This is a genomic window from Rhodococcus sp. MPR-R1B, from assembly GCF_058793255.1.
Genome location: NZ_JBXAFO010000013.1, coordinates 110,340 through 136,154, shown reverse-complemented (window position 1 = coordinate 136,154; position 25,815 = coordinate 110,340). Strand labels below are relative to the sequence as shown.

The 25,815-nt window shown below is 63.0% G+C and carries 23 protein-coding genes; 14 read left to right on the top strand and 9 right to left on the bottom strand.

The window, feature by feature from the left end:
• Window position 1 precedes the first annotated feature (1 nt).
• Window positions 2-2,413 (top strand): RelA/SpoT family protein, encoded by a 2,412-nt coding sequence (locus AC1Q61_RS19310; protein WP_003943344.1) that lies wholly within the window; start codon window positions 2-4, stop codon window positions 2,411-2,413.
• Window positions 2,414-2,465: 52 nt separating this feature from the next.
• Here the strand turns inward: AC1Q61_RS19310 and AC1Q61_RS19305 are convergent, their stop codons facing one another.
• Entirely contained in the window at window positions 2,466-3,278 is an 813-nt protein-coding gene (locus AC1Q61_RS19305) for a peptidylprolyl isomerase (protein ID WP_370333875.1), read from the bottom strand.
• Window positions 3,278-4,159 (bottom strand): peptidylprolyl isomerase, encoded by an 882-nt coding sequence (locus AC1Q61_RS19300; RefSeq protein ID WP_003943303.1) that lies wholly within the window; start codon window positions 4,157-4,159, stop codon window positions 3,278-3,280. The genes AC1Q61_RS19305 and AC1Q61_RS19300 overlap by 1 nt, the downstream gene beginning before the upstream one ends.
• Window positions 4,160-4,354: 195 nt before the next feature.
• Here AC1Q61_RS19300 and AC1Q61_RS19295 point away from each other — a divergent pair, with 195 nt between their 5' ends.
• The 4 genes from AC1Q61_RS19295 to AC1Q61_RS19280 all read left to right on the top strand — a co-directional run bounded on the left by AC1Q61_RS19295 (window position 4,355) and on the right by AC1Q61_RS19280 (window position 7,997).
• On the top strand, window positions 4,355-5,035 hold the full coding sequence (locus tag AC1Q61_RS19295; RefSeq protein ID WP_007732970.1) for an MBL fold metallo-hydrolase: 681 nt from the start codon (window positions 4,355-4,357) through the stop codon (window positions 5,033-5,035).
• A 15-nt stretch (window positions 5,036-5,050) separates the two neighbouring features.
• A complete protein-coding gene (gene hisS / locus AC1Q61_RS19290; RefSeq protein ID WP_007732972.1) occupies window positions 5,051-6,322 on the top strand; it encodes a histidine--tRNA ligase in 1,272 nt (423 codons plus the stop codon).
• Window positions 6,312-6,941: a hypothetical protein gene (locus tag AC1Q61_RS19285; RefSeq protein ID WP_007732974.1), complete on the top strand. Its 630-nt coding sequence runs from the start codon at window positions 6,312-6,314 to the stop codon at window positions 6,939-6,941. Before hisS ends, AC1Q61_RS19285 begins: the two co-directional genes overlap by 11 nt.
• 66 nt (window positions 6,942-7,007) lie before the next feature.
• Complete coding sequence (locus tag AC1Q61_RS19280) at window positions 7,008-7,997, top strand: malate dehydrogenase (RefSeq protein WP_042452093.1); 990 nt, start codon at window positions 7,008-7,010, stop codon at window positions 7,995-7,997.
• Between the two features lie 12 nt (window positions 7,998-8,009).
• On the opposite strand, the gene AC1Q61_RS19275 is transcribed toward AC1Q61_RS19280, so the two are convergent.
• Together AC1Q61_RS19275 and AC1Q61_RS19270 are read right to left on the bottom strand one after the other, a co-directional pair.
• The gene (locus AC1Q61_RS19275; protein ID WP_492650806.1) at window positions 8,010-9,245 is read right to left on the bottom strand and encodes a hypothetical protein; all 1,236 of its coding nucleotides are present in this window, start codon (window positions 9,243-9,245) and stop codon (window positions 8,010-8,012) included.
• Window positions 9,242-9,571 carry a type VII secretion target gene (locus tag AC1Q61_RS19270; RefSeq protein WP_037130770.1) on the bottom strand — a complete coding sequence of 110 codons (330 nt, stop codon included), beginning with the start codon at window positions 9,569-9,571 and terminating at the stop codon, window positions 9,242-9,244. Before AC1Q61_RS19270 ends, AC1Q61_RS19275 begins: the two co-directional genes overlap by 4 nt.
• A gap of 173 nt (window positions 9,572-9,744) precedes the next feature.
• Here AC1Q61_RS19270 and otsB point away from each other — a divergent pair, with 173 nt between their 5' ends.
• Window positions 9,745-10,533 (top strand): trehalose-phosphatase, encoded by a 789-nt coding sequence (gene otsB, locus AC1Q61_RS19265; protein WP_230793241.1) that lies wholly within the window; start codon window positions 9,745-9,747, stop codon window positions 10,531-10,533.
• Between the two features lie 199 nt (window positions 10,534-10,732).
• Here otsB and AC1Q61_RS19260 read toward each other — a convergent pair whose 3' ends face one another.
• The 3 genes from AC1Q61_RS19260 to AC1Q61_RS19250 all read right to left on the bottom strand — a co-directional run bounded on the left by AC1Q61_RS19260 (window position 10,733) and on the right by AC1Q61_RS19250 (window position 13,635).
• A complete protein-coding gene (locus AC1Q61_RS19260) occupies window positions 10,733-11,524 on the bottom strand; it encodes an ABC-2 transporter permease (protein ID WP_003943323.1) in 792 nt (263 codons plus the stop codon).
• Complete coding sequence (locus AC1Q61_RS19255; RefSeq protein ID WP_042919882.1) at window positions 11,524-12,498, bottom strand: ABC transporter ATP-binding protein; 975 nt, start codon at window positions 12,496-12,498, stop codon at window positions 11,524-11,526. The genes AC1Q61_RS19260 and AC1Q61_RS19255 overlap by 1 nt, the downstream gene beginning before the upstream one ends.
• Window positions 12,499-12,579: 81 nt before the next feature.
• Window positions 12,580-13,635, bottom strand: a complete 1,056-nt coding sequence (locus tag AC1Q61_RS19250) for a BUD32 family EKC/KEOPS complex subunit (protein WP_492650805.1) — start codon at window positions 13,633-13,635, stop codon at window positions 12,580-12,582.
• A gap of 466 nt (window positions 13,636-14,101) precedes the next feature.
• On the opposite strand from AC1Q61_RS19250, the gene AC1Q61_RS19245 reads away from it, so the two are divergent.
• The 3 genes from AC1Q61_RS19245 to AC1Q61_RS19235 are packed head-to-tail and all read left to right on the top strand — an operon-like array spanning window position 14,102 to window position 18,183.
• The gene (locus AC1Q61_RS19245; protein ID WP_039972893.1) at window positions 14,102-14,722 is read left to right on the top strand and encodes a TetR/AcrR family transcriptional regulator; all 621 of its coding nucleotides are present in this window, start codon (window positions 14,102-14,104) and stop codon (window positions 14,720-14,722) included.
• Window positions 14,722-16,485: a 3-oxosteroid 1-dehydrogenase gene (gene kstD, locus AC1Q61_RS19240; protein WP_492650804.1), complete on the top strand. Its 1,764-nt coding sequence runs from the start codon at window positions 14,722-14,724 to the stop codon at window positions 16,483-16,485. The genes AC1Q61_RS19245 and kstD overlap by 1 nt, the downstream gene beginning before the upstream one ends.
• A 15-nt stretch (window positions 16,486-16,500) precedes the next feature.
• Window positions 16,501-18,183: an ATP-binding cassette domain-containing protein gene (locus AC1Q61_RS19235; protein WP_003944811.1), complete on the top strand. Its 1,683-nt coding sequence runs from the start codon at window positions 16,501-16,503 to the stop codon at window positions 18,181-18,183.
• A 17-nt stretch (window positions 18,184-18,200) separates the two neighbouring features.
• Here the strand turns inward: AC1Q61_RS19235 and AC1Q61_RS19230 are convergent, their stop codons facing one another.
• A complete protein-coding gene (locus AC1Q61_RS19230; protein WP_042448705.1) occupies window positions 18,201-18,833 on the bottom strand; it encodes a hypothetical protein in 633 nt (210 codons plus the stop codon).
• Between the two features lie 453 nt (window positions 18,834-19,286).
• Here AC1Q61_RS19230 and AC1Q61_RS19225 point away from each other — a divergent pair, with 453 nt between their 5' ends.
• Window positions 19,287-19,841 carry a LysM peptidoglycan-binding domain-containing protein gene (locus AC1Q61_RS19225; protein ID WP_492650803.1) on the top strand — a complete coding sequence of 185 codons (555 nt, stop codon included), beginning with the start codon at window positions 19,287-19,289 and terminating at the stop codon, window positions 19,839-19,841.
• 12 nt (window positions 19,842-19,853) lie between these two features.
• Here AC1Q61_RS19225 and AC1Q61_RS19220 read toward each other — a convergent pair whose 3' ends face one another.
• The gene (locus AC1Q61_RS19220) at window positions 19,854-20,585 is read right to left on the bottom strand and encodes a TetR/AcrR family transcriptional regulator (RefSeq protein WP_003944898.1); all 732 of its coding nucleotides are present in this window, start codon (window positions 20,583-20,585) and stop codon (window positions 19,854-19,856) included.
• Between the two features lie 197 nt (window positions 20,586-20,782).
• On the opposite strand from AC1Q61_RS19220, the gene AC1Q61_RS19215 reads away from it, so the two are divergent.
• The 4 genes from AC1Q61_RS19215 to AC1Q61_RS19200 are packed head-to-tail and all read left to right on the top strand — an operon-like array spanning window position 20,783 to window position 25,807.
• Entirely contained in the window at window positions 20,783-22,342 is a 1,560-nt protein-coding gene (locus AC1Q61_RS19215) for an amino acid permease (RefSeq protein WP_030536447.1), read from the top strand.
• Between the two features lie 2 nt (window positions 22,343-22,344).
• Window positions 22,345-23,178, top strand: coding sequence for an urea amidolyase associated protein UAAP1 (locus AC1Q61_RS19210; RefSeq protein WP_492650802.1), 834 nt, complete (start codon window positions 22,345-22,347; stop codon window positions 23,176-23,178).
• Complete coding sequence (locus tag AC1Q61_RS19205) at window positions 23,175-23,828, top strand: urea amidolyase associated protein UAAP2 (protein ID WP_042448713.1); 654 nt, start codon at window positions 23,175-23,177, stop codon at window positions 23,826-23,828. The genes AC1Q61_RS19210 and AC1Q61_RS19205 overlap by 4 nt, the downstream gene beginning before the upstream one ends.
• Window positions 23,825-25,807 carry a 5-oxoprolinase/urea amidolyase family protein gene (locus AC1Q61_RS19200; RefSeq protein ID WP_204855797.1) on the top strand — a complete coding sequence of 661 codons (1,983 nt, stop codon included), beginning with the start codon at window positions 23,825-23,827 and terminating at the stop codon, window positions 25,805-25,807. Before AC1Q61_RS19205 ends, AC1Q61_RS19200 begins: the two co-directional genes overlap by 4 nt.
• Window positions 25,808-25,815 lie beyond the last annotated feature (8 nt).

Below are 25,815 nucleotides of genomic sequence, written 5' to 3'. Positions count from 1 at the left end.
CATGACGTCGAATCTTGATCGATCACAGAACTCGGGTGCAGTGTCGCAGGAGACGGGTGCAGTTCCGGCTCCGGAGACGACACCATCGAAGTCCGCGGTGCCCGACGATTCGGGATCTGCGCAAACTACCGGCAATCGGGGTGGGCAGAATCTGGCCGTGCCCGCTTCCGCCTCCCGTAGGGTGCGCGCTCGGCTTGCTCGACGCATCACCGGTCAGCGCAACGCCACCATCCGCCCGGTGCTCGAGCCGTTGGTCAGCCTCCACCGTGAGCTGTATCCGAAGGCCGACCTCGCGCTGCTCCAGCGTGCGTACGACGTCGCCGAGGACAGACATTCGAGCCAGCGGCGCAAGTCCGGCGATCCGTACATCACGCATCCGTTGGCCGTCGCGAGCATTCTGGCCGAGCTGGGAATGGACACCACCACCCTCGTCGCAGCCCTTCTGCACGACACCGTCGAGGACACCGGTTACTCACTCGAAGAGTTGACCAAGGATTTCGGTGACGAGGTCGCTCACCTTGTCGACGGAGTCACCAAACTCGACAAGGTCGTTCTGGGCACCGCCGCCGAGGGCGAAACCATCCGCAAGATGATCATCGCGATGGCGCGGGACCCGCGCGTGCTCGTGATCAAGGTTGCGGATCGTCTGCACAACATGCGCACGATGCGATTCCTGCCGCCCGAAAAGCAGGCACGTAAGGCGCGTGAGACTCTCGAAGTCATTGCACCACTTGCGCATCGGCTCGGAATGGCGACCGTCAAGTGGGAACTCGAGGACCTTTCGTTCGCGATCCTGCACCCGAAGAAGTACGACGAGATCGTTCGACTGGTCGCCGATCGCGCGCCCTCTCGAGACACTTATCTGGCCAAGGTTCGCGCCGAGATCAACTCGACTCTGTCCGCCTCGCGGATCAATGCCATCGTCGAGGGCCGGCCCAAGCACTACTGGTCGATCTACCAGAAGATGATCGTCAAGGGCCGCGATTTCGACGACATCCACGATCTGGTCGGCGTGCGCATTCTGTGCGAAGAAGTGCGTGACTGTTACGCCGCGGTCGGTGTTGTCCACTCGCTGTGGCAGCCGATGGCCGGACGCTTCAAGGACTACATCGCACAACCGCGCTACGGCGTCTACCAGTCGCTGCACACCACCGTCGTGGGACCGGAAGGCAAGCCCCTGGAGGTCCAGATCCGGACCCAGGACATGCACCGGACCGCCGAGTTCGGTATCGCCGCGCACTGGCGGTACAAGGAGACCAAGGGCAAGCACGCGGGCGACATCGCCGAGGTCGACGACATGGCGTGGATGCGTCAGCTACTCGACTGGCAACGTGAAGCGGCCGATCCGGGGGAGTTCCTCGAATCGTTGCGTTACGACCTCGCGGTCAAGGAGATCTTCGTCTTCACGCCGAAGGGCGACGTCATCACGTTGCCTGCCGGATCGACTCCCGTCGATTTCGCGTATGCGGTGCACACCGAGGTCGGGCACCGATGCATCGGTGCCAGGGTCAACGGCCGACTGGTCGCGCTGGAACGAACTCTCGAAAACGGCGAAGTGGTGGAGGTCTTCACGTCGAAGGCTGCCACCGCCGGGCCGAGCCGTGATTGGCAGACGTTTGTCGTCTCGCCGCGTGCCAAGGCGAAGATCCGTCAGTGGTTCGCGAAGGAACGCCGCGAGGAGGCGCTCGAGTCCGGCAAGGATCAGATCGCGAAGGAGGTCCGCCGTGTGGGACTTCCGTTGCAGCGGTTGATGAATGCCGAATCGATGAGCACGATCGCGCACGAACTTCGCTATCCCGACGTCTCGGCGTTGTACACGGCCGTAGGCGAGAGTCAGGTGTCGGCGCACCACGTCGTGCAGCGACTGGTTGCTCATCTGGGCGGCGTCGGCGCCGTCGAGGAGGAACTGGCCGAGCGTTCGACGCCGTCGACCATGCCGGTGCGCACCCGCAGTACGGGTGACTCCGGAATTCTGGTTCCCGGAGCACCGGGCACGGTGGCAAAACTCGCGAAGTGTTGCACGCCGGTACCGGGCGATTCGATTCTGGGCTTCGTCACGCGTGGCGGCGCGGTCAGCGTGCACCGTACCGACTGCACCAACGCCAACTCGCTCCACGATCAGTCGGAGCGAATCATCGACGTCGAATGGGCACCGTCAGCGACATCGGTGTTCCTGGTCGCGATCCAGATCGAGGCGCTCGATCGTCATCGGTTGCTTTCCGACGTCACCAAGGCGTTGGCAGACGAGAAGGTGAACATCCTGTCGGCCTCGGTCACCACGTCCGGCGACCGCGTGGCGATCAGCAAGTTCACCTTCGAGATGGGCGACCCGAAGCACTTGGGTCATGTTCTCAACGTGGTTCGTAACGTGGAAGGCGTCTACGACGTCTACCGCGTGACCTCTGCCTCGTAAACTGCTGTGCGCCTTTATTAACCGCGGGCGGTTAATAAAGGCGCACAGGGGGTCAGGCGACTACTGCAGTCTCGATGGTGATCGGGGTGTTGGGTGCACCGCCGCCGGTTGCTCCCATGCCACCATCGTCGCCGTCGGCCGCGATCTTCTCGATCGTCGCCAGGCCGGCGTCGTCGATCTTTCCGAAGACCGTGTAGTTGGGCGGCAAGACCGAATCCTCGTAGACGAGGAAGAACTGACTGCCGTTGCTGCCCGGTTTACCCGAGTTGGCCATTGCCAGCGTGCCGCGGGGGTAGACGGCAGGCAAGGAGAGTGCCGGATCGTTAGCCGGGTAGGCAGTGGTCGGGTACTCGTTGTCGAAGCCATAGCCTGGTCCGCCCGTGCCCTTGCCCGAGGGATCGCCGCACTGCAGGATCTGTAGACCGGGTGTGGTGACGAGTCGATGGCACGGGGTGTCGTCGAAGTACTTCTGCTCGGTCAAGCTCACGATGCTGTTGACCGTGCAGGGGGCTTCCGCCCGGTTCAGTTCCATCCCGATCGGGCCGGCCGTAGTCGTGAGCGCGACGTTGACGGTTCCCTCGGTGGACACACCCGTGGAGTTCGGCGGATTGACGGTTTTTGCTGCACCCGCCGCGCTCGGGTACGAGCAGTCGACGGTCGCCGAGGCCGGAGTCGGGACAGGCGGGAGTGCGTCGAACTGTGACATGTCGAGCGGCGGCATGGCAGCCGTTGTCGTCTTCGCCTTGGAGGTGCTGGACGGCGAGTCCGAGCTACCGGAATCACTGGAACAACCAGCCAGAAGCAGCGCCGCGGCGCTGGCGGCGGCAATAACTACAGGAAAGCGCATCACAGGATTACGTCGCATCAGTCGAGCCTTACTGTCTTGATGTCGGTGGTCAGATTCGGCTTGCCGTCACCCTCTGGCGTCGATCCGCCGGCCGCGACCTTGTCCAAAGTGGCGAGCCCGGTTTCGTCGATCGTGCCGAAAACCGTGTACTGCGGGGGGAGTTGTGAGTCGCCGTAGACGAGGAAGAACTGGCTGCCGTTGCTACCGGGTGCCCCGGTGTTGGCCATCGCAACCGTGCCGCGCGCGTAGGTGACGGGCTCCTGCGCTGCCGGGTCGGTGGTGGAATACGCCGTGGTGGGGAATTCGTTGTCGAAGCCGTAGCCCGGTCCGCCCGTGCCGGTGCCCGACGGGTCACCGCACTGCAGCACCTGGAGCGAGGGGCTCGTCGTCATGCGGTGGCAGGTGGTGTCGTTGAAGTAGTCCTGCTGCGCCAAGCTCACGAAGCTGTTGACGGTGCACGGAGACTTCGTTCCGTCGAGTGTGAGCCCGATGTTTCCCTGCGAGGTCTCGACGCTGATGCTCGGCGTCGCGTCCGGCGCGGTGGTGGGAATCCCGTCGGTACGAGGAGGGTTGTTGGCCTTGGACGCGGTAGCGCCGTCGGCTGGATACGAGCAGGAAACCGTGTCGGCCAGTGGCGTCGACAGACCGGCCGGCATTGCACCCGCGGTTTGTGGCGTGAGGCTCGAGTCGTCGGCAGCAGTGTTGGTGGTGTTCGCGTCGTCGTCACTGCGATTGCTCAGCCAGATGAGTCCACCGACGACGCCGACTACGACGACCACGCCGAGCGCAGTTCCGGCTATCGTCATCTGCTTGCGCTTGCGGGCACGTTCTGCGCGACGTTCGAGCTGACGCTCGAGCTTGCGTTTCGCCGCCTCGCGGCGTTGCTCGTTACTCGGCACTGCTGTAGTCCTCCGTATCGCGGGTGGATCGTGGTCGGCCGGCCGAGCGACACCCTGGGGGTCGGCTTCGGCAAGCGGCTCTACTCGTCGTCAGAGTCTCCCATTGCAACCTGAGAACTTACTGGCGGGGCAGCAGCTTAGGCTGTAACCGACAGCGTGTTGTTTGTTTCCACCCTTCGAAGAGGAGTTGCCCCCGTGCTCGTCACTGGTTTTCCGGCCGGGATGTTCCAAACCAACTGCTACATACTCGCTCAGGACGACGCGTGCGAGTGCGTAGTCGTAGATCCGGGTCAGGATGCAGCTGAGCCGCTCTTCGAATATCTGGACTCCAAGGACATGTCGGTCACGGCGGTCCTCCTGACGCACGGTCATCTCGATCACGTGTGGTCGGCCCGCGAGGTCTGTGAGCGGTATTCCGTACCCGCGTACATCCATCCCGAGGATCGCTACATGCTCAGCGATCCGGCACGGGGGATCGGCCCGACGATGAAGGAATTCATTCAAGGCATGACGTTCGTGGAGCCGGACGAGGTGATCGAACTGGCCGACGGAGACAAGATCACCGAGGCCGGAATGACGTTCGTCGTGGACCACACACCCGGGCACACGCAGGGATCGGTGGTGTTCCGCACCCAGGCGAACACCGAGAGCGGGCCCGTGGATTTGGCGTTCACCGGTGACACCCTGTTCCAGGGTTCCATCGGGCGCAGCGACCTTCCCGGCGGAAATCACGAGCAGTTGCTCGCTTCGATCGCCCGCAAGCTATTGGTACTCGGTGACGAGACAGTGGTCCTGCCCGGGCACGGCGGCAACAGTTCGATCGGCGCCGAGCGAAGCTCGAATCCGTTTCTCGTTGGACTCAGCGCACAAGAATAAGGAAAAGTACCTCTCGTGAGTAAAGCCAGCACCTTCTCTGCACCCAAGGGCATTCCGGACTACGTTCCGCCGCAGTCAGCCGAATTCGTCGCCGTTCGTGACGGTTTGACGCGCGCCGCGAGGTTGGCCGGATACGGCCACATCGAATTGCCGATCTTCGAGGACACCGGCCTGTTCGCTCGCGGTGTCGGTGAGTCGACCGACGTCGTCAGCAAAGAGATGTACACATTCGCCGACCGCGGTGACCGTTCGGTGACGTTGCGTCCCGAGGGAACCGCCGGAGTCATGCGTGCGGTCATCGAGCACAGCCTCGATCGTGGACAGTTGCCGGTCAAGGTCAGCTACGCGGGCCCGTTCTTCCGCTACGAGCGCCCGCAGGCCGGTCGCTACCGCCAGTTGCAGCAGGTCGGCGTCGAAGCCATCGGGATCGACGACCCCGCGCTCGACGCTGAGGTCATCGCGATCGCCGACGCCGGATTCCGGTCGTTGGGGCTCGACGGCTTCCGCCTCGAAATCACCTCTCTCGGTGACGACACCTGCCGGCCGCAGTATCGCGAACTGCTGCAGGAGTTTCTCTTTGCACTCCCACTCGACGAAGACACGCGTCGACGCGCCGAGATCAACCCGCTCCGCGTGCTCGACGATAAGCGCCCAGATGTACGCGAGATGACGGCCGGCGCACCGCTCATGCTCGATCACCTGTCCGAGAGCTGCAAGGCGCACTTCGACGAGGTGCTAGCGCACCTGGACGCATTGGGCGTTCCGTACGTCGTCAACCCGCGCATGGTCCGCGGCCTCGACTACTACACCAAGACAACCTTCGAATTCGTGCACGACGGACTGGGTGCGCAGTCCGGAATCGGTGGTGGTGGTCGTTACGACGGTCTGATGGAACAGCTGGGTGGACAGCCGCTCTCGGGCATCGGGTTCGGAATCGGCGTCGACCGCACGGTTCTCGCGCTCGAGGCCGAGGGCAAGTCCGTTGCGCCACCGGCGCGTGTCGACGTCTTCTGTGTACCGATGGGTGCCGAGGCGAAGGCTGCACTGGTGAAGATCGCACATCAGTTGCGTGCCAATGGGATTCGCGTCGACCTGGCGTACGGAAACCGTGGCGTGAAGGGCTCGATGAAGGCAGCTGATCGTTCGGGTGCCGCGATCGCTTTGGTTCTCGGCGAGCGTGAACTCGAAGAGGGCGTTGTCGTTGTCAAACAGTTGGCAACAGGTGAGCAGGAGACAGTGGCGCTCGACCAGGTTGTCGACAAGCTCGGGGAACTCGTTGAGCACTGAGGCCGAACCGGTTTCGCTCGATCTGGTTCCCGTGGCGTTGATCGCGCCGCGGCTGAAGAAATTCGCCGTTGTTGTCGTGGTGTTCGGCGTGGTCGTCGGCTTGATCGTCAGTGTGTTCTCGACGGCGACCGTTGGAGTGATCGTCGGCGCCGTCATCGCGGTGCCGACGTCACTGGCGATCCTGATGACGCTGCGCCGGCACATCACGTTGTACGGCAACAGAGTTCGTGCGCAAGCTGGTTTTCGAACCAACGTCGTCGACGTGGCCGAGGTACTCACGGCGGCATTGACGGTGAGATCCGGCCGGATCAGCGAAGTCAGCTTGACGCTCGGCGACGGACGGTCCACCGTGCGGATCCCGCTCGCGCTGTATACCGCGGGGGGTGGGCGCGAGTTGGAGATCCTTGCACTCCGCAAGCTCGCGGACGCGCTGGCGGCCAGCGAGTTGGTACCGGCTGCCGCGTTGTCCTCGGTGCTGATCGAACAGTTGCGTGCCGAAGCCCGCGGCGCCGGACTCGCCGAGCGTCCGCTCTACCGCGCCGTCGAACTCGTGACGGCGGAGGGACGAGTGCCGAGAACCACACTGACAGACCACGAAGTGGCCGGTTTACTCGACTAGCGTGGAAACCGTTCTTACAGCGTTGTAGAACGGACAGTCGTGAAAACGGCAGGTGAGGAGTCGGCAATGAGTATTGCGCCCGTAACCGTCACGGTAACCGGAGCGTCGGGTCAGATCGCATACGGAATGCTTTTCCGCATAGCTGCGGGGGAGATGCTCGGCGCTGACGTCCCGATCAAACTTCGACTGCTCGAGATTCCTGCCGCCGTGTCCGCTGCCGAAGGCGTTGCGATGGAACTCGAAGACGGCGCATTTCCGTTGCTGAGCTCCATCGACATCACCGACGATCCCGATGTCGCCTTCTCCGGCGCGAACGTCGGGATGCTGGTCGGCGCACGTCCGCGGAGCAAGGGGATGGAGCGTGCCGACTTGCTGAGTGCGAACGGCGCGATTTTCACAGCGCACGGGAAGGCGATCAACAACAACGCAGCCTCGGACGTCAAGGTGCTGGTCGTGGGAAATCCGGCCAACACCAACGCGCTGATCGCGATGAACAATGCACCGGATGTACCCGATACTCGGTTCAGTGCGCTGACACGTCTCGACCACAACCGAGCGATCGCGCAGGTCGTGAAGAAGACCGGGGTTCGTGCGTCGTCGGTGCGCAAGGTGTCCGTCTGGGGAAACCATTCGGCGACGCAGTACCCGGACCTGTCCCACGCGACTGTCGCAGGTGAGCCTGCACTCGCGGTGATCGACGACCGCGACTGGGTGGAGAACGATTTCATCCCGACTGTGCAGGTGCGAGGCACCGCCATCATCGCTGCGCGGGGATCGTCCTCTGCGGCGAGTGCGGCCAGCGCGTCGATCGACCACGTCCGCGACTGGGTGATCGGTACCGCCGAGGACGACTGGGTATCCATGGCCGTCTGTTCGGACGGTTCCTACGGAGTGCCCGAAGGATTGATCTCTTCCTTCCCGGTGACCTGTGCCGATGGCGAGTTCGCTATCGTTCCCGACCTCGCGATCGACGACTTCTCACGCGAACGGATCGACCTGTCCGTCAGCGAACTGGAGCAGGAGCGTGCGGCGGTGCGGGAGTTGGGCTTCGTCTGAGGTTTGTCTTGATCAGAGATCTCGGAACAGGTACTGATCGGGATCGTCAGCCCCGAGCACGGGCGGCGACACCATCGGCAGATCGTCGACCATCGAATTCTCGTCGCCGACAGTGACGAGATACCTCGGGGTAGTGCGTGGCGACTCGTCGTCCCGAGATCCGCGGGGTCCACCGCCCAGCATGCCGCCCGGCGACATGCCGCTACTGCCGACTGCCGACGATGGTGCACCCAGGCCGGGCGGTGTTACCGGAACCGGTTGAACTGCAGCAACTCCCGCTGCACCCCTCACCATTCCGCCGGTAGTGCCACCGCTTCCGCTCACCCATGCTCCGCCAGAGCTTGCCGTCGCACTGGGTGACGGCGACGCGCCGGCTGCGAGTGACGTCGACGGATTGCCTGCGCCCCACAGCTTGTCGACGCCGGTCGGAAGCCCGGCGCCGGCCTGTGCAGCCGAGGTTCGAACAGCCTCGGTGCCTGGCTGAGTGGAGTCCGGGTGGGTGGAGTACGGCGCATCACCGGCATCGGTTGAGGCAGACAGAGGTTGGGCGATCTGACGGGCGGCGTTGTTGATTGCCTCCGCAGTGATCAGGTTGGAGAGTGCCTCACTGGTCGGTGGGGTCGGCACGGGGATCGGTCCGGCAAGGGCGTTCATGGCTGCGGTGTGCCCGAGCATCTCCCCGCGCGTCCGAGTCACCGCCGCGACGGCTGCCTGCATGTGTTCAGCTGCCGAGGCAAGCAACATCGCCTGTCCTGGTGGTGTCCACGCGATGGGCGCGGCAGCTGCAACCGTGGTGGCGAAGGACTGCGCGATTGCCGCGAGATTCGCGTTGCCTCGCTGCACCGATTCCGCGGCGGCAGCAGCAGTTTTCGATATCGCGGTTCCGCGTTCGCTCAATTCTGCGCCGCTGTTCTGGGCGGATCGCGACAGTTCGGTCGCGGCGTCACTGCCGGTGCTGTTCCAGGTCTGGCTTACCTCGGCGACCGCGCTTCGGGACAGTCCCATGGCGTGGTCGATGAGAGTGGACGCCTGATCGAAGATGCCGACGGGATCGATGCCCGCAAAAGTGCCTGTGCCGAGACTCTTCCCGAGTTCGATCAAGGGCGCGAACAGATCTTCGATTCCGGGGAGTGCCGGTACCGGTATGCCGGCGAGCATCGATTCGACCACATTGTTCGGCAGTACCGGGGCAGGAGCGCCACCGTGAAGGAATTCGATGACGGTCGTCGAGTCGTCTTCGGTGCTCACGCGGTCGCGCCCGTCGATCCGGCCGCAGCGGTCAGATCTGTTGCGATTGCATGATCTGTGGTGTCGTAGGCCTGCGCGGCTGCACCGGCCGTCGCGGCGTTGCCGGCGTAGAACGTGGCGAGTGCTGCAACATCTTTGGTGTGTGTGGCCTGAGCGCGCGCGAATGCTTCGAGAAATTCGATCCCGACGGGGCCCACGGCCGGTGCGACTGCTGCGATGTTTGCACCCAGATCGACGGCGGCGGCCTGCGCGATGCGTCCTGCCGCTTCGGTCGACGTCGAGCCGTACTTTCGGATGCCGTCAGTGGCGACAGTCAATTCGCTCATCATTACCCCCCAGTTGGTAAGCGTCGTGAGAACTTTAGCGGACCACTGTGGGCCCTTACAGGGAGACGACGCGACCTACTCAGCGGCTCCGGACAACCTGGACGAAGTGGCAGAGATTACATTCGGCTCCGGTGTTGGTATTGCGAGTGCGATCGATTTGGCACACTCGAACCATGCGAACCGCTTCGGACGTCATCCTCCGACTCACGTCCGATCCAGCTCGCTGTGGACTGGTGATGGATTTCGACGGCGTGCTTGCACCCATCGTCGACGATCCGTCGGCGAGTGCGCTACTGCCCGGCGCCGAAGACGTGCTTGCGACCCTGGCCGAGCATCTCGGTGTTGTCGGCTTGCTCTCGGGACGGCCTGTGTCGTTCTTGCGAGAGCGGCTCAGCTTGAATTCCGTTGTGCTCATGGGTTCCTACGGCGTCGAGACCTGGACGGACGACGGAATCCACGTGCTTCCGGCCGTCGCGGCGTTCAGTGATGCTGTCGCCGAAGCAGAAGCCGAATTGCGAAGCTTGTTCGACTCTCCGGCAGTTCCTGGCATCCATGTCGAGAGCAAAGGCCTTGCGGTGGCCGTGCATTGGCGTCGGGCCGCGGATCGTGCGGTCGCGCAGCGCCTGGTGGAAGCAGCGACGACAGAAATCGCGAGCCGGACCGGGTTGCGGCGTGAGCCCGGCAAGTTGGTCGAGGAATTGCGCCCACCAGTTGAGGAGGACAAGGGGACAGGCCTCCTTCGCGCGATCGCGGCCGCAGGGGTCGACGTCGTCGCGTACGCGGGCGACGACCGGGGTGACCTACCGGCCTTTGCCGCTGTCCTTGCCTCGGGTGGAGAAGCGTTGGTGGTCAAGGGCGACGACATCGCACCGGAAGTGGCTGCTGTCGACGGCGTCCAGTTCGACGGCCCGCAGGCATTCCTCGATTGGATGAAAGAGCTTGCCGCGCAACTGGAACGCTGACGCGTAAGGTCAGTCTGCCAGGAACTCGACCAGGTCTTATTTCGAGGTGCCGCGTCCGCGGGGCAGAGTGACGCGAACCCGCGCGTGCCCTGTTCCTTGGCGTGATCGACAAGCGCTGCGGGTTCTGTCAACGCGAAACTGGCCGCACCGGAAGGGCTCCGGTGCGGCCAGTTTTGGTCTTGGTCGGTTTGCGACTCGGTCAGGCGTCGCGCTTGTTGACGACGGCGATGCTGATTCCGAATATCACCAGCACAAACGCTGCGAAGTAGAACAAGCTTCCCCAAGGGCCCCAATGGAAATTGGTGCTCGAACCCGAAGAGAGGAAGTGGTCGGCGTTGGCGAACGGGAGGAACGGTGTGACGTTTCTGCCGAAGGATCCGAACATGCCGAACAGGCTCTCGATGAGCAGTGGCCACAGCAGCAGTAGTGCAATGGCGCCGGCGGACTGACGAAGGAGTGCTCCGACGGCGATGGCAAGGGCAACGCAGAGGAACGCGAAGATCGGTACGCCGTAAACGGCGCGCCAGGCGTCGGCGTTGTCCAGTGCCAGATTGGTGGAACCTTCAGAGCCTGCCGCAGCTTTGGTGATGAATACCGCGCCGAGCATGAGAACGAAGGACAGCACCGCGCCGAAAGCCCCGATCAGGCCGGCTTTGGCGATCAGAACCGAAGCCCGACTCGGGATGGCCTGGAAGGTGGTACGGATGATGCCGAAGCGGTACTCGCTGGTGATCGCGAGCGCCGCCATGATCATCAGGACCATGACGCCGAATCCGGATACTCCTAGCCCCGCGTCGTTGAACGTGGGGAGGAATTTCTCGAAATCAGGAGTTCCTGATGCGGCTTCGTCGTTGTACGCCTGAATGCTCGAACTCGACGAACGCCCGATCATCCAGGCGACGCCCAACCCTAGGACGATGATTGTGATCGTGCACCACAGCGGCGACTTGGTCGTGGTGATCTTGATACGTTCAGCACTGAGAACAGCCATTACAGTGCACCTCCCATAGCGTGCTGTGTGTTTGCGTGGTGGGCTCCGGCGCCCGGATCGATACCGGATGCGTGGTACTGGACATCGTCTCCGGTCAACTTCATGAACGCATCCTCGAGCGATCCCTGCACAGAAGCCAACTCGTGCAACACGATTCCCTGCGAACCAGCCAAACCACCGATCACATCGGTGGTCGAATCCACGACCACCAACACCGGCTCCGATCCTGAATGTTCCTCGCGGACAGTCAGTCCCTGGGCAGTCAATGCGGCATGGAGAGCGTCCAATTGTGGGCTGCGCACGCGCACCGTCGACTCCGACGAACGATCCACGAACTCCGCGACCGTCGAATCCGAAATCAACCGACCCCGACCGATCACCACCAACTGCTCCGCCGTGAGCGCCATCTCCGACAGGAGGTGACTCGACACGAGCACCGTGCGGCCCTCGGCCGCCAACCGCTGCATGAACTTACGAATCCAGACGATGCCCTCCGGATCGAGACCGTTGACCGGCTCGTCGAACAACAACACCTTCGGATCCCCCAACAACGCACCCGCCAACCCCAGACGCTGCGACATACCGAGCGAGAACCCGCCGGCCTTCTTGCCCGCCACCTCGGACAATCCGACCAACCCGAGCACCTCGTCGACGCGGGACTTCGGGATCCCGTTCGAAGCAGCCATCCACTGCAGATGCGCCCGCGCACTGCGATTGGGGTGCACCCACTTCGCATCCAGCAACGCACCCACCGTCCGCAACGGCGTCTTGAGCTCGCGGTACGGCTTGCCCTCGATCAACGCCGCACCCGACGTCGGCTGATCCAGACCCAGGATCATCCGCATCGTCGTCGACTTGCCTGCACCGTTCGGGCCCAGGAAGCCCGTCACGATGCCCGGCTTGACCGTGAACGACAAGTCGTCCACCGCTTTCGTCGGTCCGTAAACCTTGGTCAATCCCCTCAGTTCAATCATGAGGAGAACTGTGCCCTACCGGCACTGACCAGCACATCGGTCCCGAGGATGACATGAACCCTGAGATGTGAATACGGCAGTTCAGGGAAAACCCTGTGCTCGACCGGAAGTCGGAACTGGCGCGGCATGCGGGTAGGGCGCATCGAAGTCGCCGTCGAACAATCGCCAGTAGAAGTCGTTCATCCTCGCAGCGACGGGCGCGTGCCGTGTCACGATCGCGGCCACCTCTGGTGTCACATCACCTGGAATATGACCTGTGGCGCATCGTCGTACGTACTGGTTGCGGGCGACTGGTCCGCCGCTCGTCGGCCTCGGTACCCCGCAGACCTCGGTCACCAGCCAGTTGACCAGAAGCATGGCGGCGTAGTCGGCGTCATGAGTGGCGTGGCGCCGGACGAAGTCGTGCTCGGCAGTCGACAGGTCGAAGTGTGGGGATGTGGCCAGTCCGAAGTCGGTGAGATAGATCCGCTCCATGTCGGTGCGCATGTTGCCGAAATGTCCGTCCATGTGCAGCAACTGTCGATCGCGCAAGAATGCCACGATCTCCGAAAACTGTCGCTCGACTTCGGCAGCTTTGGCGGACGGGTTGTCTTCCAGCCAATTCGAGATCGGGTGTTCGATGTACTCGCAGAACAGTACGAGGCTGCACGGCGCAGCGGCAAGCGCTTCGAGACGGGTCCGCACTTCACGGCTGGCGCCGGCGGTGTGAACGGAATCGATGTCGGCGTGTTCGGCCGCAACGGGCGAACGTCCGGGAAGTATCCGCCAGTGGTAAAGCATTGGGAACGACTGTGTTTCGCCGGCCAGAACGGCATCGGTGACCACGATGTTCGCGGCCAGTTCTCGCCAGGCGTTGAAGCTTGGGCCACCAATGCCGTACTGGCAGAACGTCGGCAGATCGAAATGGTTGGAAGTAGAGCCCACCTCGGCGATTTCCCGCACGCTCAGTGGGATGCGTTTGGTGAATACCGGAACGCCGTTGAGCCTGTTGTCATAGACCCTGATCACTCCTGCGGCGCCACCTACGCCGACACTCGAGATTTGAACGGTGTCGACCAGTCGGGCCAGTTCGACATCGTTCTGGGAAGACAGGAACGCCGACAGCATTCGGTGGCGGTCAACCCTGACGTCTGTCATTCCACGACTGTGCCACAGGCTCGTCCGGCTTCGATTTCGCGGAGCCGCCTGTCGAAGTCACCGATTCTGGCGGTGTCCTCGTAGTAGACCTCTTGCTCGATGATCTTTCCCACTTGGTCCGAACGAGAAGCACTGTTCGATTTCGATAGATGACGGCGCCGTCGGGGCCGAGGGCTCGGTCGTCGAAACGGGCGAGCAGGGTCATGCGCCAGAGTGGACCACCGAAATACGCTTCGGTGACCGCGCCTTGAAGCCCCGCATCGACAAATTCTTGGAGAAACGTCTCGATTCGGTCCCCATCGTTTCATCTTCGAAGCTTGTCGTGGCATCGAATGCCCTGTCAACGAAATGCCCGGGTCTGCTGATATCTGACAGAGAATTGGATATTGACAGTCACTGTCACAATAGGTGAGACTCGCATTATCGAGAACGGCCGGATCTCGGCCGAGGCGGGAGGACGTTGCTGATGTCACTACGGGAGAGACAGCGGTTGCAGGTGCGAGCAGACATTCAACGTGCGGCATTCGATCTGTTCGCGCGTGACGGTTTCGAGGACGTGACCACCGAGCAGATTGCGGCGGCAGCGGGGGTGTCGGCGAGTACGTACTTTCGGCACGTTCGTAACAAGGAGGATCTGCTGTTGGATCCGGTCAGGCAGGGCGGTGCCGGAATCGTGACGTTGCTCGAGGATCGCCCACCGACCGAGTCGGCTGATCTTGCGATATCACGGGCAATCCTCGAGCGTTCCAATGCTTTCGAGTCCGCGGAGATCGATCAGTGGCGATCGGCGTTCCGTACCGCGCCGCACCTGATGGATCGTGTCGCTCTGATCGCGCCCGAGCATCGTGATCGGTTGGTCGAGTTGGTGGCGCAACGTATGCAACTCGATCCGGAAAACGACAGCCGCCCAGGACTTCTCGTTCATTTGATGTTGGCGGCGGCGGAGTTCGGTTATCGGCAATGGATACGTAACCCTCACAAGCGCGGGGCATCACTTCCCGTGTGCGTCGAGGGGGCGCTCGACGCTGTTCGAGGATCCCGGTGGCACACGCAGGACGAAGATGACACGAAAGGTCGTGACCAGTGATGGACGAGAACCCTCAGGGCGCCGTGCCGCCCGTAGTAGATGTGCCCGTAGTGGATGTCGTTGTTGTCGGATCGGGGGCTGCCGGCATGTCTGCAGCCATCACCGCAGCCCGCAACGGACTCTCGACGATACTCGTGGAGAAGTCCGAATACTGGGGCGGTTCGTCGTCCCGGTCCGGGGGCGGCGTGTGGATTCCGGGAAACTCGATACTTCGCCGCGAGGCACCGACAGATGATATCGACTCTGCGCGAACATATCTGAAGAGCATTGTCGGAGAGGATGCAGACGCCGACCGAATCGACACGTATATCGATCGGGGTCCGGAAGCCCTCGATTTCCTGATTCGTCACTCTGCGTTGGAGCTCGAATGGGTGAAGGGGTACTCCGACTACTTTCCCGAGGCACCTGGCGGACGTGCAAGCGGCCGCTCGTGCGAGCCGCGCCCGTTCGACGCGCGAGCTCTGGGCGACGATCTTGCGACACTTCATCCGCCGTACATGAAGGTTCCGCTCAACATGGTTGTCCAACAATCTGATTACCGTTGGCTGAGCACGGGGATCCGGCATTGGCGGGGTCCGGTGCGGATGCTTCGGGTAGGAATGAGATCCCTGGCCGCAAGAGCTCGGAGGAAGAAGCTGATCGGGCTCGGGCCGGCGCTCATGGCCGAACTTATGCTCGGAGTTCGGGACGCCGGAGTGACGGTGGAGCTCGGGACGAGGCTTGTGGATTTGGTGACCGACAGTGATCGTGTCGTGGGTGTGCGACTCGAGTCCGGGGGAGTGCAGACCACCATGCACGCTCGATGCGGTGTCATCCTCGCGTGTGGCGGGTTCGACAACAACGACGACATGCGAGGCGAGTACCAGCGACGGCCGAGTAGCGCGCAGTGGACTCTCGGGGCACCGACCAATACCGGGGATGGCATCCGTGCAGCTCTACGCGTCGACGCCGCAATTTCGTACATGGACGACGCGTGGTGGGCCCCGTCGATTCCACTGCCCAAAGGCCCGTGGTTCGCCTTGGCGGAACGCTCGTTGCCTCGCAGCCTCATGGTCAACGCCAGCGGTCAGCGCTTCATGAACGAGTCACTTCCCTATGTCGAAGCGGCACACGCCATGTTCGGCGGAAAGTACGGCCGAGATGAAGGACCCGCTGAGAACATCCCGGCTTGGCTGATCTTCGATCAGACGTACCGTGACCGTTACCTGTTCGCGGGGGTTCCGGCGCGCAGGCCGATACCTCGGTCGTGGATCGAATCGGGTGCGATCGTGCGAGCTGGATCGATTGCCGAACTCGCTGCCGAGATCGGAGTGCCGGGCGATGCGCTGTCCGCGACCATCACACGATTCAACAGTCACGCGCGCGACGGAATCGATCGCGACTTCGGCCGTGGGACAAGCAGATACGACCACTACTACGGCGACTGCACCAACAAGCCCAACCCCAGCCTCGGAGAACTCACGAAGGGTCCGTTCTATGCCGCGAAGATGGTGCCTGGAGACCTGGGGACCAAAGGCGGCATCAACACGGACGCTCGCGCGCGAGCGTTGCGCGCCGACGGTACGGTCATCGACGGGCTCTACGCAGCAGGTAACACCAGCTCACCGGTGATGGGTCATACCTATGCCGGTCCAGGTGCAACTATCGGTCCCGCAATGGTATTCGGATATCTGGCGGCGCTCGATGCGGTCGGACGATCCCAGAACGGTAGTGAACTCGAGACCGAAGGCAGGAATAATGGTTTGGCAGATCGCCGTGGGTAGGGTTCTCTTGACAGCGTGACCCACCTCAACATCGCCGACGTCGACTACTTTCTCCCTGATGGTCGGCAACTGCTCAGCGGTGTCAGCTTTCGGGTCGGCAACGGTGCAAAAACTGCACTGATAGGCCCCAACGGGACTGGTAAGACGACGTTGCTCCGCATTGTCGCCGGAGACGTCGTCGCCGACGAGGGCGCTGTCACTCGATCCGGAACACTGGGCGTGATGCGGCAATTCGTCGGCCAGGTTCGCGACGAGTCCACCGTGCGCGATCTTCTGTTGTCCGTCTCGCCGGCACGGATCCGGGACGCAGCACTGGCGCTCGATACGGCAGAAAACGCGATGATCGAGCGCGACGAGGAATCAACTCAAATGAAGTATTCGCATGCGCTGGCCGATTGGGCCGACGTGGGCGGCTACGAGACCGAAGACTTCTGGGACAAGGTCACTACCGCGGCTCTCGGTGTTCCCTATGACCGTGCGAAGTGGCGCGCGGCCAACTCCCTCAGTGGTGGCGAGCAGAAACGATTGGTTCTCGAAGCACTGTTCGCTGGGCCCGACGACGCACTCCTGCTGGACGAACCGGACAACTACCTCGATGTTCCGGGCAAGCGATGGCTGGAAAAGACGATCTCGGAATCGTCGAAAGTGGTTTTGTTCGTCAGCCACGACCGCGAACTGATCGCCAACGCGGCCACCCACATCGTGACGCTCGAGCCCGGAATCAGCGGCGCAACGTCGTGGACGCACGGCGCTGGGCTGGCCAGCTACCACCAAGCCCGCGAGGATCGCAACGCTCGATTCGAAGAACTGCGCCGACGCTGGGACGAGGAGCACGCGAAATTACGTGCCCTGGTTCTGCGATTGCGTGAAAAGGCCAAGTTCAACGACGGCGTCGCTGCGCGGTATCACGCCTCGCAAACCAGGTTGGCGAAGTTCGAGGAGGCAGGGCCACCCGAAGCGATTCCACTTCAGCAGAAGGTGACGGTTCGGCTGGCGGGCGGGCGAACCGCCAAGCGCGCGTTGGTATGTCAAGATCTCGAGCTGACCGGATTGATGAAGCCTTTCGACACCGAGATCTGGTACGGAGATCGGGTTGCCGTGCTGGGCTCCAATGGATCCGGAAAGTCGCATTTCCTTCGGCTCTTGGCGGGTGGGGGGACCGATCCGGGGAGCGAGCATCTGCCTGTCGAGGCGCTCGACATCGCGCCAGTCGAGCACGGGGGTACTGCGACGCTGGGTGCCCGGGTACGTCCCGGATTGTTTGCGCAGACACACTCCAGGCCCGATCTGACCGGAAACACGCTGCTCGAGATCCTGCACATGGGCGACGAACACCGCAGCGGAATGGGACGCGAAGCGGCGAGCCGCGCGCTGGACCGTTACGGATTGTCCCAAGCTGCGGAACAGAAGTACGACGACCTGTCCGGCGGTCAGCAGGCACGATTGCAGATCCTGCTCCTCGAGCTCTCCGGCGCCACGATGTTGTTGCTCGACGAACCGACCGACAACCTCGACCTTCATTCGGCTGACGCGCTCGAGCAGGGCATTGCTCAGTTTGCCGGCACGGTCATCTCGGTAACCCACGATCGCTGGTTCGCGCGCGGGTTCGACAGGTTCCTCGTCTTCGGATCGGATGGGAACGTGTACGAGAGCGAGTCGCCGGTGTGGGACGAGGCCAGGGTCGAACGAGCGCGCTGAGATCGAGCAGCCACTCCCTACCTGGTGAGAGGCGGCAGCTCGTTGATCACCGCGCGAAGGAGGCCCGGATCGCTGCGATCCGATCGAGGCGGGGGACAGCGCGAAAGATCGAGCTGTGTCGGAAAGCGCCACACAACGCGACCTGGATCTACCCTGTTCACTGCCGAGTACCAGTGGGTGAGGGGCTCGGCGAGCGCCGCGTGAAGCTCGAAATGCCGTCGGCGGCGGCTGGGGTCTCCTTCGCGCTGAAGTAGAAGCTGCCCCGGTGACGGTATCGAGATGACGGTCAGATCCGCGAAACCCAGTTCGAGGTGCTCGAAAGCTGTCTCGACTGCCGCGAGCTCGTACTCGAATCGCTCCCGAGGTGCTGCGCCCACCGCAGCGAGACACCAGCTGTAGTGCAGTTTCAGCGGGTCGCTGTCGCAGAGCGCGATACCGGTTCTCGCTTCGAGATCTTCCGCTTGCGACCATCGCTTCGAATTGACCGTTGTCCAGTAACTTGCCTGAAGGTCGAGATCCGTGCCGTCCGGCTCGAACCCGGTGGGCTGATACTCGGCGACGAATCTCTCCGCGGCGGATTCGCCACCGAGTTGGGTTCGGCACCAGGTGGTCTTGCCGGCGGCGCTGGGTCCTTCTACTGCGATGATCATCAGTTGATCTCCATAATGATTGGGGCGGTTGGTTTTTCCCGTTGCCAGGACTCTCTTAACATCCCCAGGATCCTCGTTGGCGGTCCGACACGGCCTGTTTCGGTGCGGTGGGTCACAAAATCACCGTGACGGTTGCCACATAACGGACGGATAACGATCGGTATGGTTGAAGCTCGAATCAATTAGTTGACCTGTGGTTATTGCTCGAGTTTCGACTGAGTCTGGTACAGCAGTGCCGGAAAACTGCCCCGTGACCAATCCGTGACCATCGCCTACGGTCGTTGACAGCCCGAAACTACCGGGCAAACACCGACCCGCAACTGCGTGCTTCTGCCCCGCGGGTCCGGTACTCCCGAAACCTTCGCGGGGCAGGAGTGAAACAGACGAGTCGATCGACGAGACGTGAAAGCGTCCGGGCCGACCTCGTCCGCGGTAGCGGAGAGGATTTACCCAATGACCAGCATCACCTTCAAGCGCGCCCTCGGCGCATTTGCAACCGCAGGCGCAGTCGTCGCGATCCCGCTCGCCATGAGCACCGGCACCGCTTCGGCAGCCGGCCACGACTGGTCCGGAGTCGCAAACTGCGAGTCCTCCGGTAACTGGGCCGCCAACACCGGAAACGGCTTCTACGGTGGTCTGCAGTTCACGCAGAGCACCTGGAACGCATTCGGTGGATCGGGCAACGCTGCCAACGCCAGCCAGGCCGAGCAGATCCGTGTCGCCGAGAACGTTCTCGCAGGCCAGGGCGTCGGCGCATGGCCCGTCTGCGGTCAGTACCTGACCACCGGCACCACCGCAGGCAACTACGAGGCCGCAGCCGCCCCCGTCACCGCTGAGGCTTCCGTCGAGTCGGCTCCGGCAGCAAGCACCGGAAGCGGCAACTACGTGGTCAAGGCAGGCGACACCCTGTCGAAGATCGCTGCTGCACACGGCATCTCGCTCGAGAACCTTGCCAGCCAGGTTCCGAACATCAACCTGATCTTCCCGGGACAGTCCCTCTCGGTCTAGTCTCGTGGCCGTTTAGGTCCTCAATGCGTCGAAATTGTCCGGAGCTGATGCAGCCCCGGACAATTTCGGCGTTTCTGCGTTCGCAATGAGCGTTGCCGCTTCCGTATGGATGGGGTCAAGATCCTGGCGCCACCCAAGAATGTGCAGCGCCGACCCGGCGATGACAGCGGCGTCGGGAATCGGGGTGCCTTCGAGCGCGTCGGCTCGCGCGCTGATCACGCTTTCTACCAGGCGAAACGGAAGCTCGGCCAGGTGCGTTGATGATGGATCGTCAATCGCGTCGAGCACATCCTGGGCGAGTGCCCGGTATTGCTCGCGAAGCCGATCGCGATCGGCTCGGAACGACATGAACCTGTCACTTCTCAGTTCCGGTAAGAGATAAAGGACGCCGAGGTTCCACCGTCCGGTGATCAGTTGGGCCGCGTCGATGTACGAAAGTGCGTACAGCTTGACCTCGGGTGCGGTGTCGAGTGGCCTGAGATTCTCCGCGAAGTCGAGCGCCGGCGTCACGGTGTCGGCGAGCAGTGCAACCAGGATGTCGTCCTTGGTGGCGAAATGGTTGTACAGCGACGCCTGACGCATTCCGACTGCTTCGGCAATGTGGCGTGTGGACGTCGCGGCGAAGCCTCGGGTGGTGAACAGTTCAGCGGCTGCATCCAAGATCTCCGCCCGGGCAGTGCCACCCGGGCGTCGGCGAGCGGTCAGGCGGGGTCGTCCGGGGCCGGCGTTGGTCACGCCTTCCATAGTGGCAGGCTGCGGCCTTACGTGCGGGATGGCCGCCGCTGTGAGCATTCGGTCACGTGCTCGAAACGTACTCAACGAGCCTGTTACAGAATCAGGCGAATCGTATACGCGGGCGTCACCTGCGGCGAGTGGATTTCGCGAAAACTATCAATCGACAGTTATTCGCCTCTGAATCGCTTCGCCGAAGGAGTACGCCGTTGAGTGCAACCACCCCGGCTGCGCAGCCCACCACCGCATCCGCACTCGCCTCTTCGCCTCACGACGACGGTGACCTCGCGGAGTTCGGCTACGAGCAGCAGCTGCATCGATCGCTGGGAAAGTTCGCGTCTTTCGCCGCGGGCTTCTCCTTCGTCTCCATCCTCACCACGATCTTCCAATTGTTCGGCCTCGGTTTCGGTTTCGCGGGTCCGGCATTCTTCTGGACGTGGCCGGTCGTCTTCATCGGTCAGTTCATGGTCGCTCTCAACTTCGCGGAACTTGCTGCCAGATATCCGATTTCGGGTGCCATCTACCAGTGGTCGCGGCGGATGGGTGGTGAGATCGTCGGCTGGTTCGCCGGTTGGTTCATGATTCTCGCTCAGATCGTCACTGCATCGGCCGCCGCGATCGCCTTGCAGGTCGTGCTCCCCAATGTGTGGAGCGGGTTCCAGATCATCGGCGAGGACAGCGCACTCACCTCATCGAGTGGTGCCGCCAACGCCGTGCTGCTCGGATCGGTACTTCTGGTTCTGACCACCTTTATCAACTGCATCGGCGTCAACTGGATGTCGCGTATCAACAACATTGGCGTGACCTGCGAAATCGTCGGTGTCATCGCAGTGATCGGGATGTTCTTCACCCACGCTCAGCGCGGACCGGACGTCGTCTTCGACACCGGCAGTGCCGGCGGTCAGCCCGGATACGCCTGGGCGTGGATCATGTCCGGACTGATGGCTGCTTACGTCATGGTCGGCTTCGGTTCGGCAGGCGAACTGGCCGAGGAGACCCGCAACCCCCGACGCGTCGCACCTCGTACGATCCGCCTTGCACTCTCCGCTTCCGCGCTCGGCGGCGGCTTGATGATTCTCGGCGCGTTGATGGCAGCGCCCTCACTGACCGACGGACGCCTGGCCACGGAAGGTTTGCCGTACGTACTGACCTCCATTCTGAGTTCGCCGTGGGGCACGGTCTTGTTGATCGACGTCTCGATCGCAGTGTTCGTGTGCACCTTGGCCATTCAGACTGCTGCTTCACGGCTGATGTTCTCCATGGCCCGCGACGGGCGCCTGCCTGCCTCGCAGATACTGGCAAAGGTCAACCCCCGAACCGGAACACCTATCGCGCCGTCCGTCCTCATCGGTCTGGTCTGCATTGCCGTCCTGGCCGTCAACGTAGGCAACTCGGCAATTTTTGCAACCCTGTCCAGCGTATGCATCATCTTGATCTACTTGGCCTACCTCATGGTGACTGTGCCGCTGCTGGTTCAGCGTCTCAAGGGATGGCCTCGCACGGCAGTCGGCCCCAAGTTCGACGCCGAAGGCAAAAAGCTTTTCTCCCTGGGCATCTGGGGAGTTCCGGTCAACATCGCCGCGGTTGTGTACGGCGCGCTGATGGTGATCAACCTGTCCTGGCCACGAGCCGAGATCTTCAACCCCACCGGGGAGTACCCCATTCTGCAGTGGGCCGCGCCCATCACGGTAGCGCTGGTCGTGGGGCTGGGAGTCGCTTGCTTCCCACGTGGCCGCGCCACCCCGAATCCCGTCACGATCGGAGCCTGACCATGAGTACTCAGACCACCGCCGGAGCGCGCGAGCATGCCCGGTCTCAAGCTGGAACGATCACCGATTCCATGCCCGTATTGCCGGCAACGCGTTGGCCGAACCCACCCGAAGACGTCGCTCCCGAACGTCTGACCTGGGCTGAGACAGTGCCGGGTGGGCGGTACACGACCAAGGTTCTCGCACGTGGAACCCGATTGCGACTTCGCGACATCGCTGGCAGCGCCTGCGCAAACATCTTGCTCTATCGCGCCGACGCCCCCTGGGAGCGTCTCAACGTCGCCGATACCGTCAAGGTGCCATGGCAGGCCTATCTCGGCGTCGGGCACCCGTTGCTCTCCGATCAGGGGCGAGTACTTGCGACCGTGGTCGCAGACACGTCGGGTCACCACGACGCGTTCTGCGGAACGACGTCACGCGCCACCAACGAGGCGAAGTACGGGCAGGGCTCGCTGCACAGTGCCTCACCCGCCGGGCGTGAACTGTTCACCGTCGCTGCCGCGAAGAACGGACTCGGGCCGCAGGACATTGCGCCTCCGTTGTCCTTCTTCCACGGTGTCCGCGTCGAGGCGGACGGCGCTCTCACCAGTACGGGGTCCGCCGGCTCAGGCGCAACGGTCGACCTTCTGATCCACCTGCCCGTCATCGTGATGATCGCCAACACCGCGCACCCACTCGATCCGGCGCCGCAGTTTGCCACCACGTCCCTCGAAGTGCTCGCGTGGAAGGCCGCCGACGAACTCGGCAGCCTTGACGATCTCGGTCCGGAATACCAACGCGCAGTGCTCAATACCGAAGATGCCTGGATGGCTTCGAACCTGGAGGCGACCGAATGACCACCACCTTGAATGTCCCCGCCCTCGTTCCCGGAACGGTGATCCTCGACGAGATTGCTGACGCGTTCGGGCCGTGGTCCGCTGTTGTCCGCGACGGCGACGTCCTGACCATCGTCGATCTACACGGAAATCAAGCCGTCGACACCCTCGTCTACGCCGGTGACGATCACAGCGTTCGGTACTCGGCAGCAGCGACGGTCACAGCCCAGAAGAACCTGTTTCTGTCCACAGGCTCCGTGCTCCGCAGTGACGACGGAACTCCACTCATGACCCTGGTCGCAGACGAGGTCGGAAACCACGACACCGTCGGCGGCGCGTGCTCACAGGAATCGAACACCCTGCGATACGGCCACCACACCAAGCATCAGCACGCGTGCGTCGAGAACTTCCTCGTCGAGGGCGCAAAATGGGGGCTCGGTAAGCGGGACCTGGTGTCCAACATCAACTTCTTCATGAACGTCCCGGTCGACCCCGACGGCACACTCGGAATCGTCGACGGACTGTCGGCACCAGGCAAGCGGCTCGCGTTGCGTGCCGAACGTGACGTGCTCGTCCTCGTGTCCAACTGCCCGCAGATCAACAACCCGTGCAACGGCTTCGATCCCACGGCCGTCCGCATGATCGTCACACGGCCGGGAGCCGACGAATGAACGCAAAACTGACCATCGTGCGTCCCGGAATGCTGACGACGGTTCAGGACTATCCAGGACGCGTCGGATACTGGCAGATCGGAGTCCCACCATCGGGCCCGATGGACGACCTGTCGTTTCGGTTGGGAAACACCGCACTCGGAAACCCCGAAGGCGCCCCCGGCATCGAATGCGCGATGGCCGGACCTGCCATGACGTTCGACGAAGACACCACGGTCTGCATCACGGGTGCCCCGGTGTCGGTGACCGTCGACGGCGTCGTACACGGTCAGTGGCGTCCCGTTCTCGTCCCCGCTGGATCGGTGCTCGACGTCGGAACGGCCAGCGGCCCGGGACTGCGCATCTACGTACTCGTACAGGGCGGAATCGAGACCGACGATTATCTCGGCAGTGCGTCGACCTTCACCCTGGGCAGGTTCGGGGGACACGAAGGTAGGACTCTGCGGGCAGGAGACGTTCTCAAACTCGGACAGGCGACGGGGGTCGCGGGAGCTGTTCCCGCCGAGCATGTTCCGGCGATACACACGTGCTGGGAACTTGCGGTGACCGAGGGCCCGCACGGGGCGCCGGAGTTCTTCACCCGCTCCGACATCGACACGCTGTACGCGACCGAGTACGAGGTCCACTTCAACTCCGACCGCACCGGTGTCCGGTTGATAGGTCCGAAACCAGACTGGGCCAGAACCACCGGCGGCGAAGCCGGACTTCACCCTTCGAACATCCACGACAACGCGTATTCGATCGGTGCACTCGACTTCACCGGCGACACGCCCATCCTCCTCGGACCAGACGGACCGAGCCTCGGCGGCTTCGTCTGCCCGATCACAGTGGTGTCCGCTGATCGCTGGAAGCTCGGACAGTTGGCTCCAGGGAACAAGATTCGCTTCGTGCCGGTCCGCGCCGAACGGGCAGCCTCCCGGCGTGACCTCGGAGTATCGCGTCGAGCCTCCAATTCGGTTGTTCATTCCTCCGGTGGTGACGGCGACGACGGCGTCATAGCCCGTCGTGACGGCGACACCGTGGTCACGTACCGGCGCTCAGGCGATGACAACGTGTTGGTCGAATACGGCGACATGAATCTCGACCTGGCGTTACGTGCGCGTGCTCATGCACTGCATCAACGACTCGAAGCCGAGAAGCCGGCCGGACTACTCGATCTCACCCCGGGAATCCGCAGCCTGCAGGTCCGCGTCGACCCGGACGTGCTGCCCGTCGGCAAACTGATGGGAATGCTCGCCGAGGCGGAGGACACCTTGCCGGCGGCCAACGAACTCGTTGTGCCCAGTCGCACTGTGCGGATGCCACTGTCGTGGGACGACCCGGCAACGCGCGAAGCGATCCAGCGGTACATGCACGGGGTTCGCGCCGACGCGCCGTGGTGCCCGTGGAACATCGAGTTCATCCGCCGGATGAACGGTCTCGAATCCGTGAACGACGTGTTCGACACCGTCTTCGGCGCCGAATACATGGTGCTCGGACTGGGTGACGTCTACCTCGGAGCGCCGGTCGCGACGCCGCTCGATCCGCGTCATCGTCTGGTCACGACCAAGTACAACCCCGCCCGCACCTGGACCCCCGAAAACGCCGTCGGGATCGGTGGGGCGTACCTCTGCATCTACGGCATGGAAGGCCCAGGCGGGTACCAGTTCGTCGGACGTACGACGCAGGTGTGGAATCACCGCCACCCCGCGAAGTCCGGGCCGTTCGAGGAGGGCACTCCGTGGTTGCTGCGATTCTTCGACCGGATCTCCTGGTACCCCGTCGAGCCGGAAGAGTTGATGGATCTGCGCGCGGACACCGCCGCCGGCCGCGGCGGGGGCGTCGAGATCGAGGACGGCAGCTTCTCGCTGGCCGAGCATCAGGAGTTCCTCGCGTCGAACTCGCGCTCGATCGAGGAGTTCCGCGCGATGCAGTCCGTCGCGTTCGGGGCCGAGCGTCAGCGCTGGTCCGACGCAGGGGAGTTCGCGCTGCCCGGTTGATGGTCGAG

Bases quoted from the DNA above. Each gene is read 5' to 3' on its own strand.
- AC1Q61_RS19260 (WP_003943323.1), bottom strand. From the start codon at position 11,524: ATGGCTGTTCTCAGTGCTGAACGTATCAAGATCACCACGACCAAGTCG.
- AC1Q61_RS19230 (WP_042448705.1), bottom strand. From the start codon at position 18,833: ATGATCATCGCAGTAGAAGGACCCAGCGCCGCCGGCAAGACCACCTGG.
- AC1Q61_RS19200 (WP_204855797.1), top strand. From the start codon at position 23,825: ATGAACGCAAAACTGACCATCGTGCGTCCCGGAATGCTGACGACGGTT.
- AC1Q61_RS19220 (WP_003944898.1), bottom strand. From the start codon at position 20,585: ATGGAAGGCGTGACCAACGCCGGCCCCGGACGACCCCGCCTGACCGCT.
- AC1Q61_RS19255 (WP_042919882.1), bottom strand. From the start codon at position 12,498: ATGATTGAACTGAGGGGATTGACCAAGGTTTACGGACCGACGAAAGCG.
- AC1Q61_RS19310 (WP_003943344.1), top strand. From the start codon at position 2: ATGACGTCGAATCTTGATCGATCACAGAACTCGGGTGCAGTGTCGCAG.
- AC1Q61_RS19250 (WP_492650805.1), bottom strand. From the start codon at position 13,635: ATGACAGACGTCAGGGTTGACCGCCACCGAATGCTGTCGGCGTTCCTG.
- kstD (WP_492650804.1), top strand. From the start codon at position 14,722: ATGGACGAGAACCCTCAGGGCGCCGTGCCGCCCGTAGTAGATGTGCCC.
- otsB (WP_230793241.1), top strand. From the start codon at position 9,745: ATGCGAACCGCTTCGGACGTCATCCTCCGACTCACGTCCGATCCAGCT.
- AC1Q61_RS19210 (WP_492650802.1), top strand. From the start codon at position 22,345: ATGAGTACTCAGACCACCGCCGGAGCGCGCGAGCATGCCCGGTCTCAA.
- AC1Q61_RS19245 (WP_039972893.1), top strand. From the start codon at position 14,102: ATGTCACTACGGGAGAGACAGCGGTTGCAGGTGCGAGCAGACATTCAA.
- AC1Q61_RS19225 (WP_492650803.1), top strand. From the start codon at position 19,287: ATGACCAGCATCACCTTCAAGCGCGCCCTCGGCGCATTTGCAACCGCA.
- AC1Q61_RS19270 (WP_037130770.1), bottom strand. From the start codon at position 9,571: ATGAGCGAATTGACTGTCGCCACTGACGGCATCCGAAAGTACGGCTCG.
- AC1Q61_RS19280 (WP_042452093.1), top strand. From the start codon at position 7,008: ATGAGTATTGCGCCCGTAACCGTCACGGTAACCGGAGCGTCGGGTCAG.
- AC1Q61_RS19205 (WP_042448713.1), top strand. From the start codon at position 23,175: ATGACCACCACCTTGAATGTCCCCGCCCTCGTTCCCGGAACGGTGATC.
- AC1Q61_RS19305 (WP_370333875.1), bottom strand. From the start codon at position 3,278: ATGCGACGTAATCCTGTGATGCGCTTTCCTGTAGTTATTGCCGCCGCC.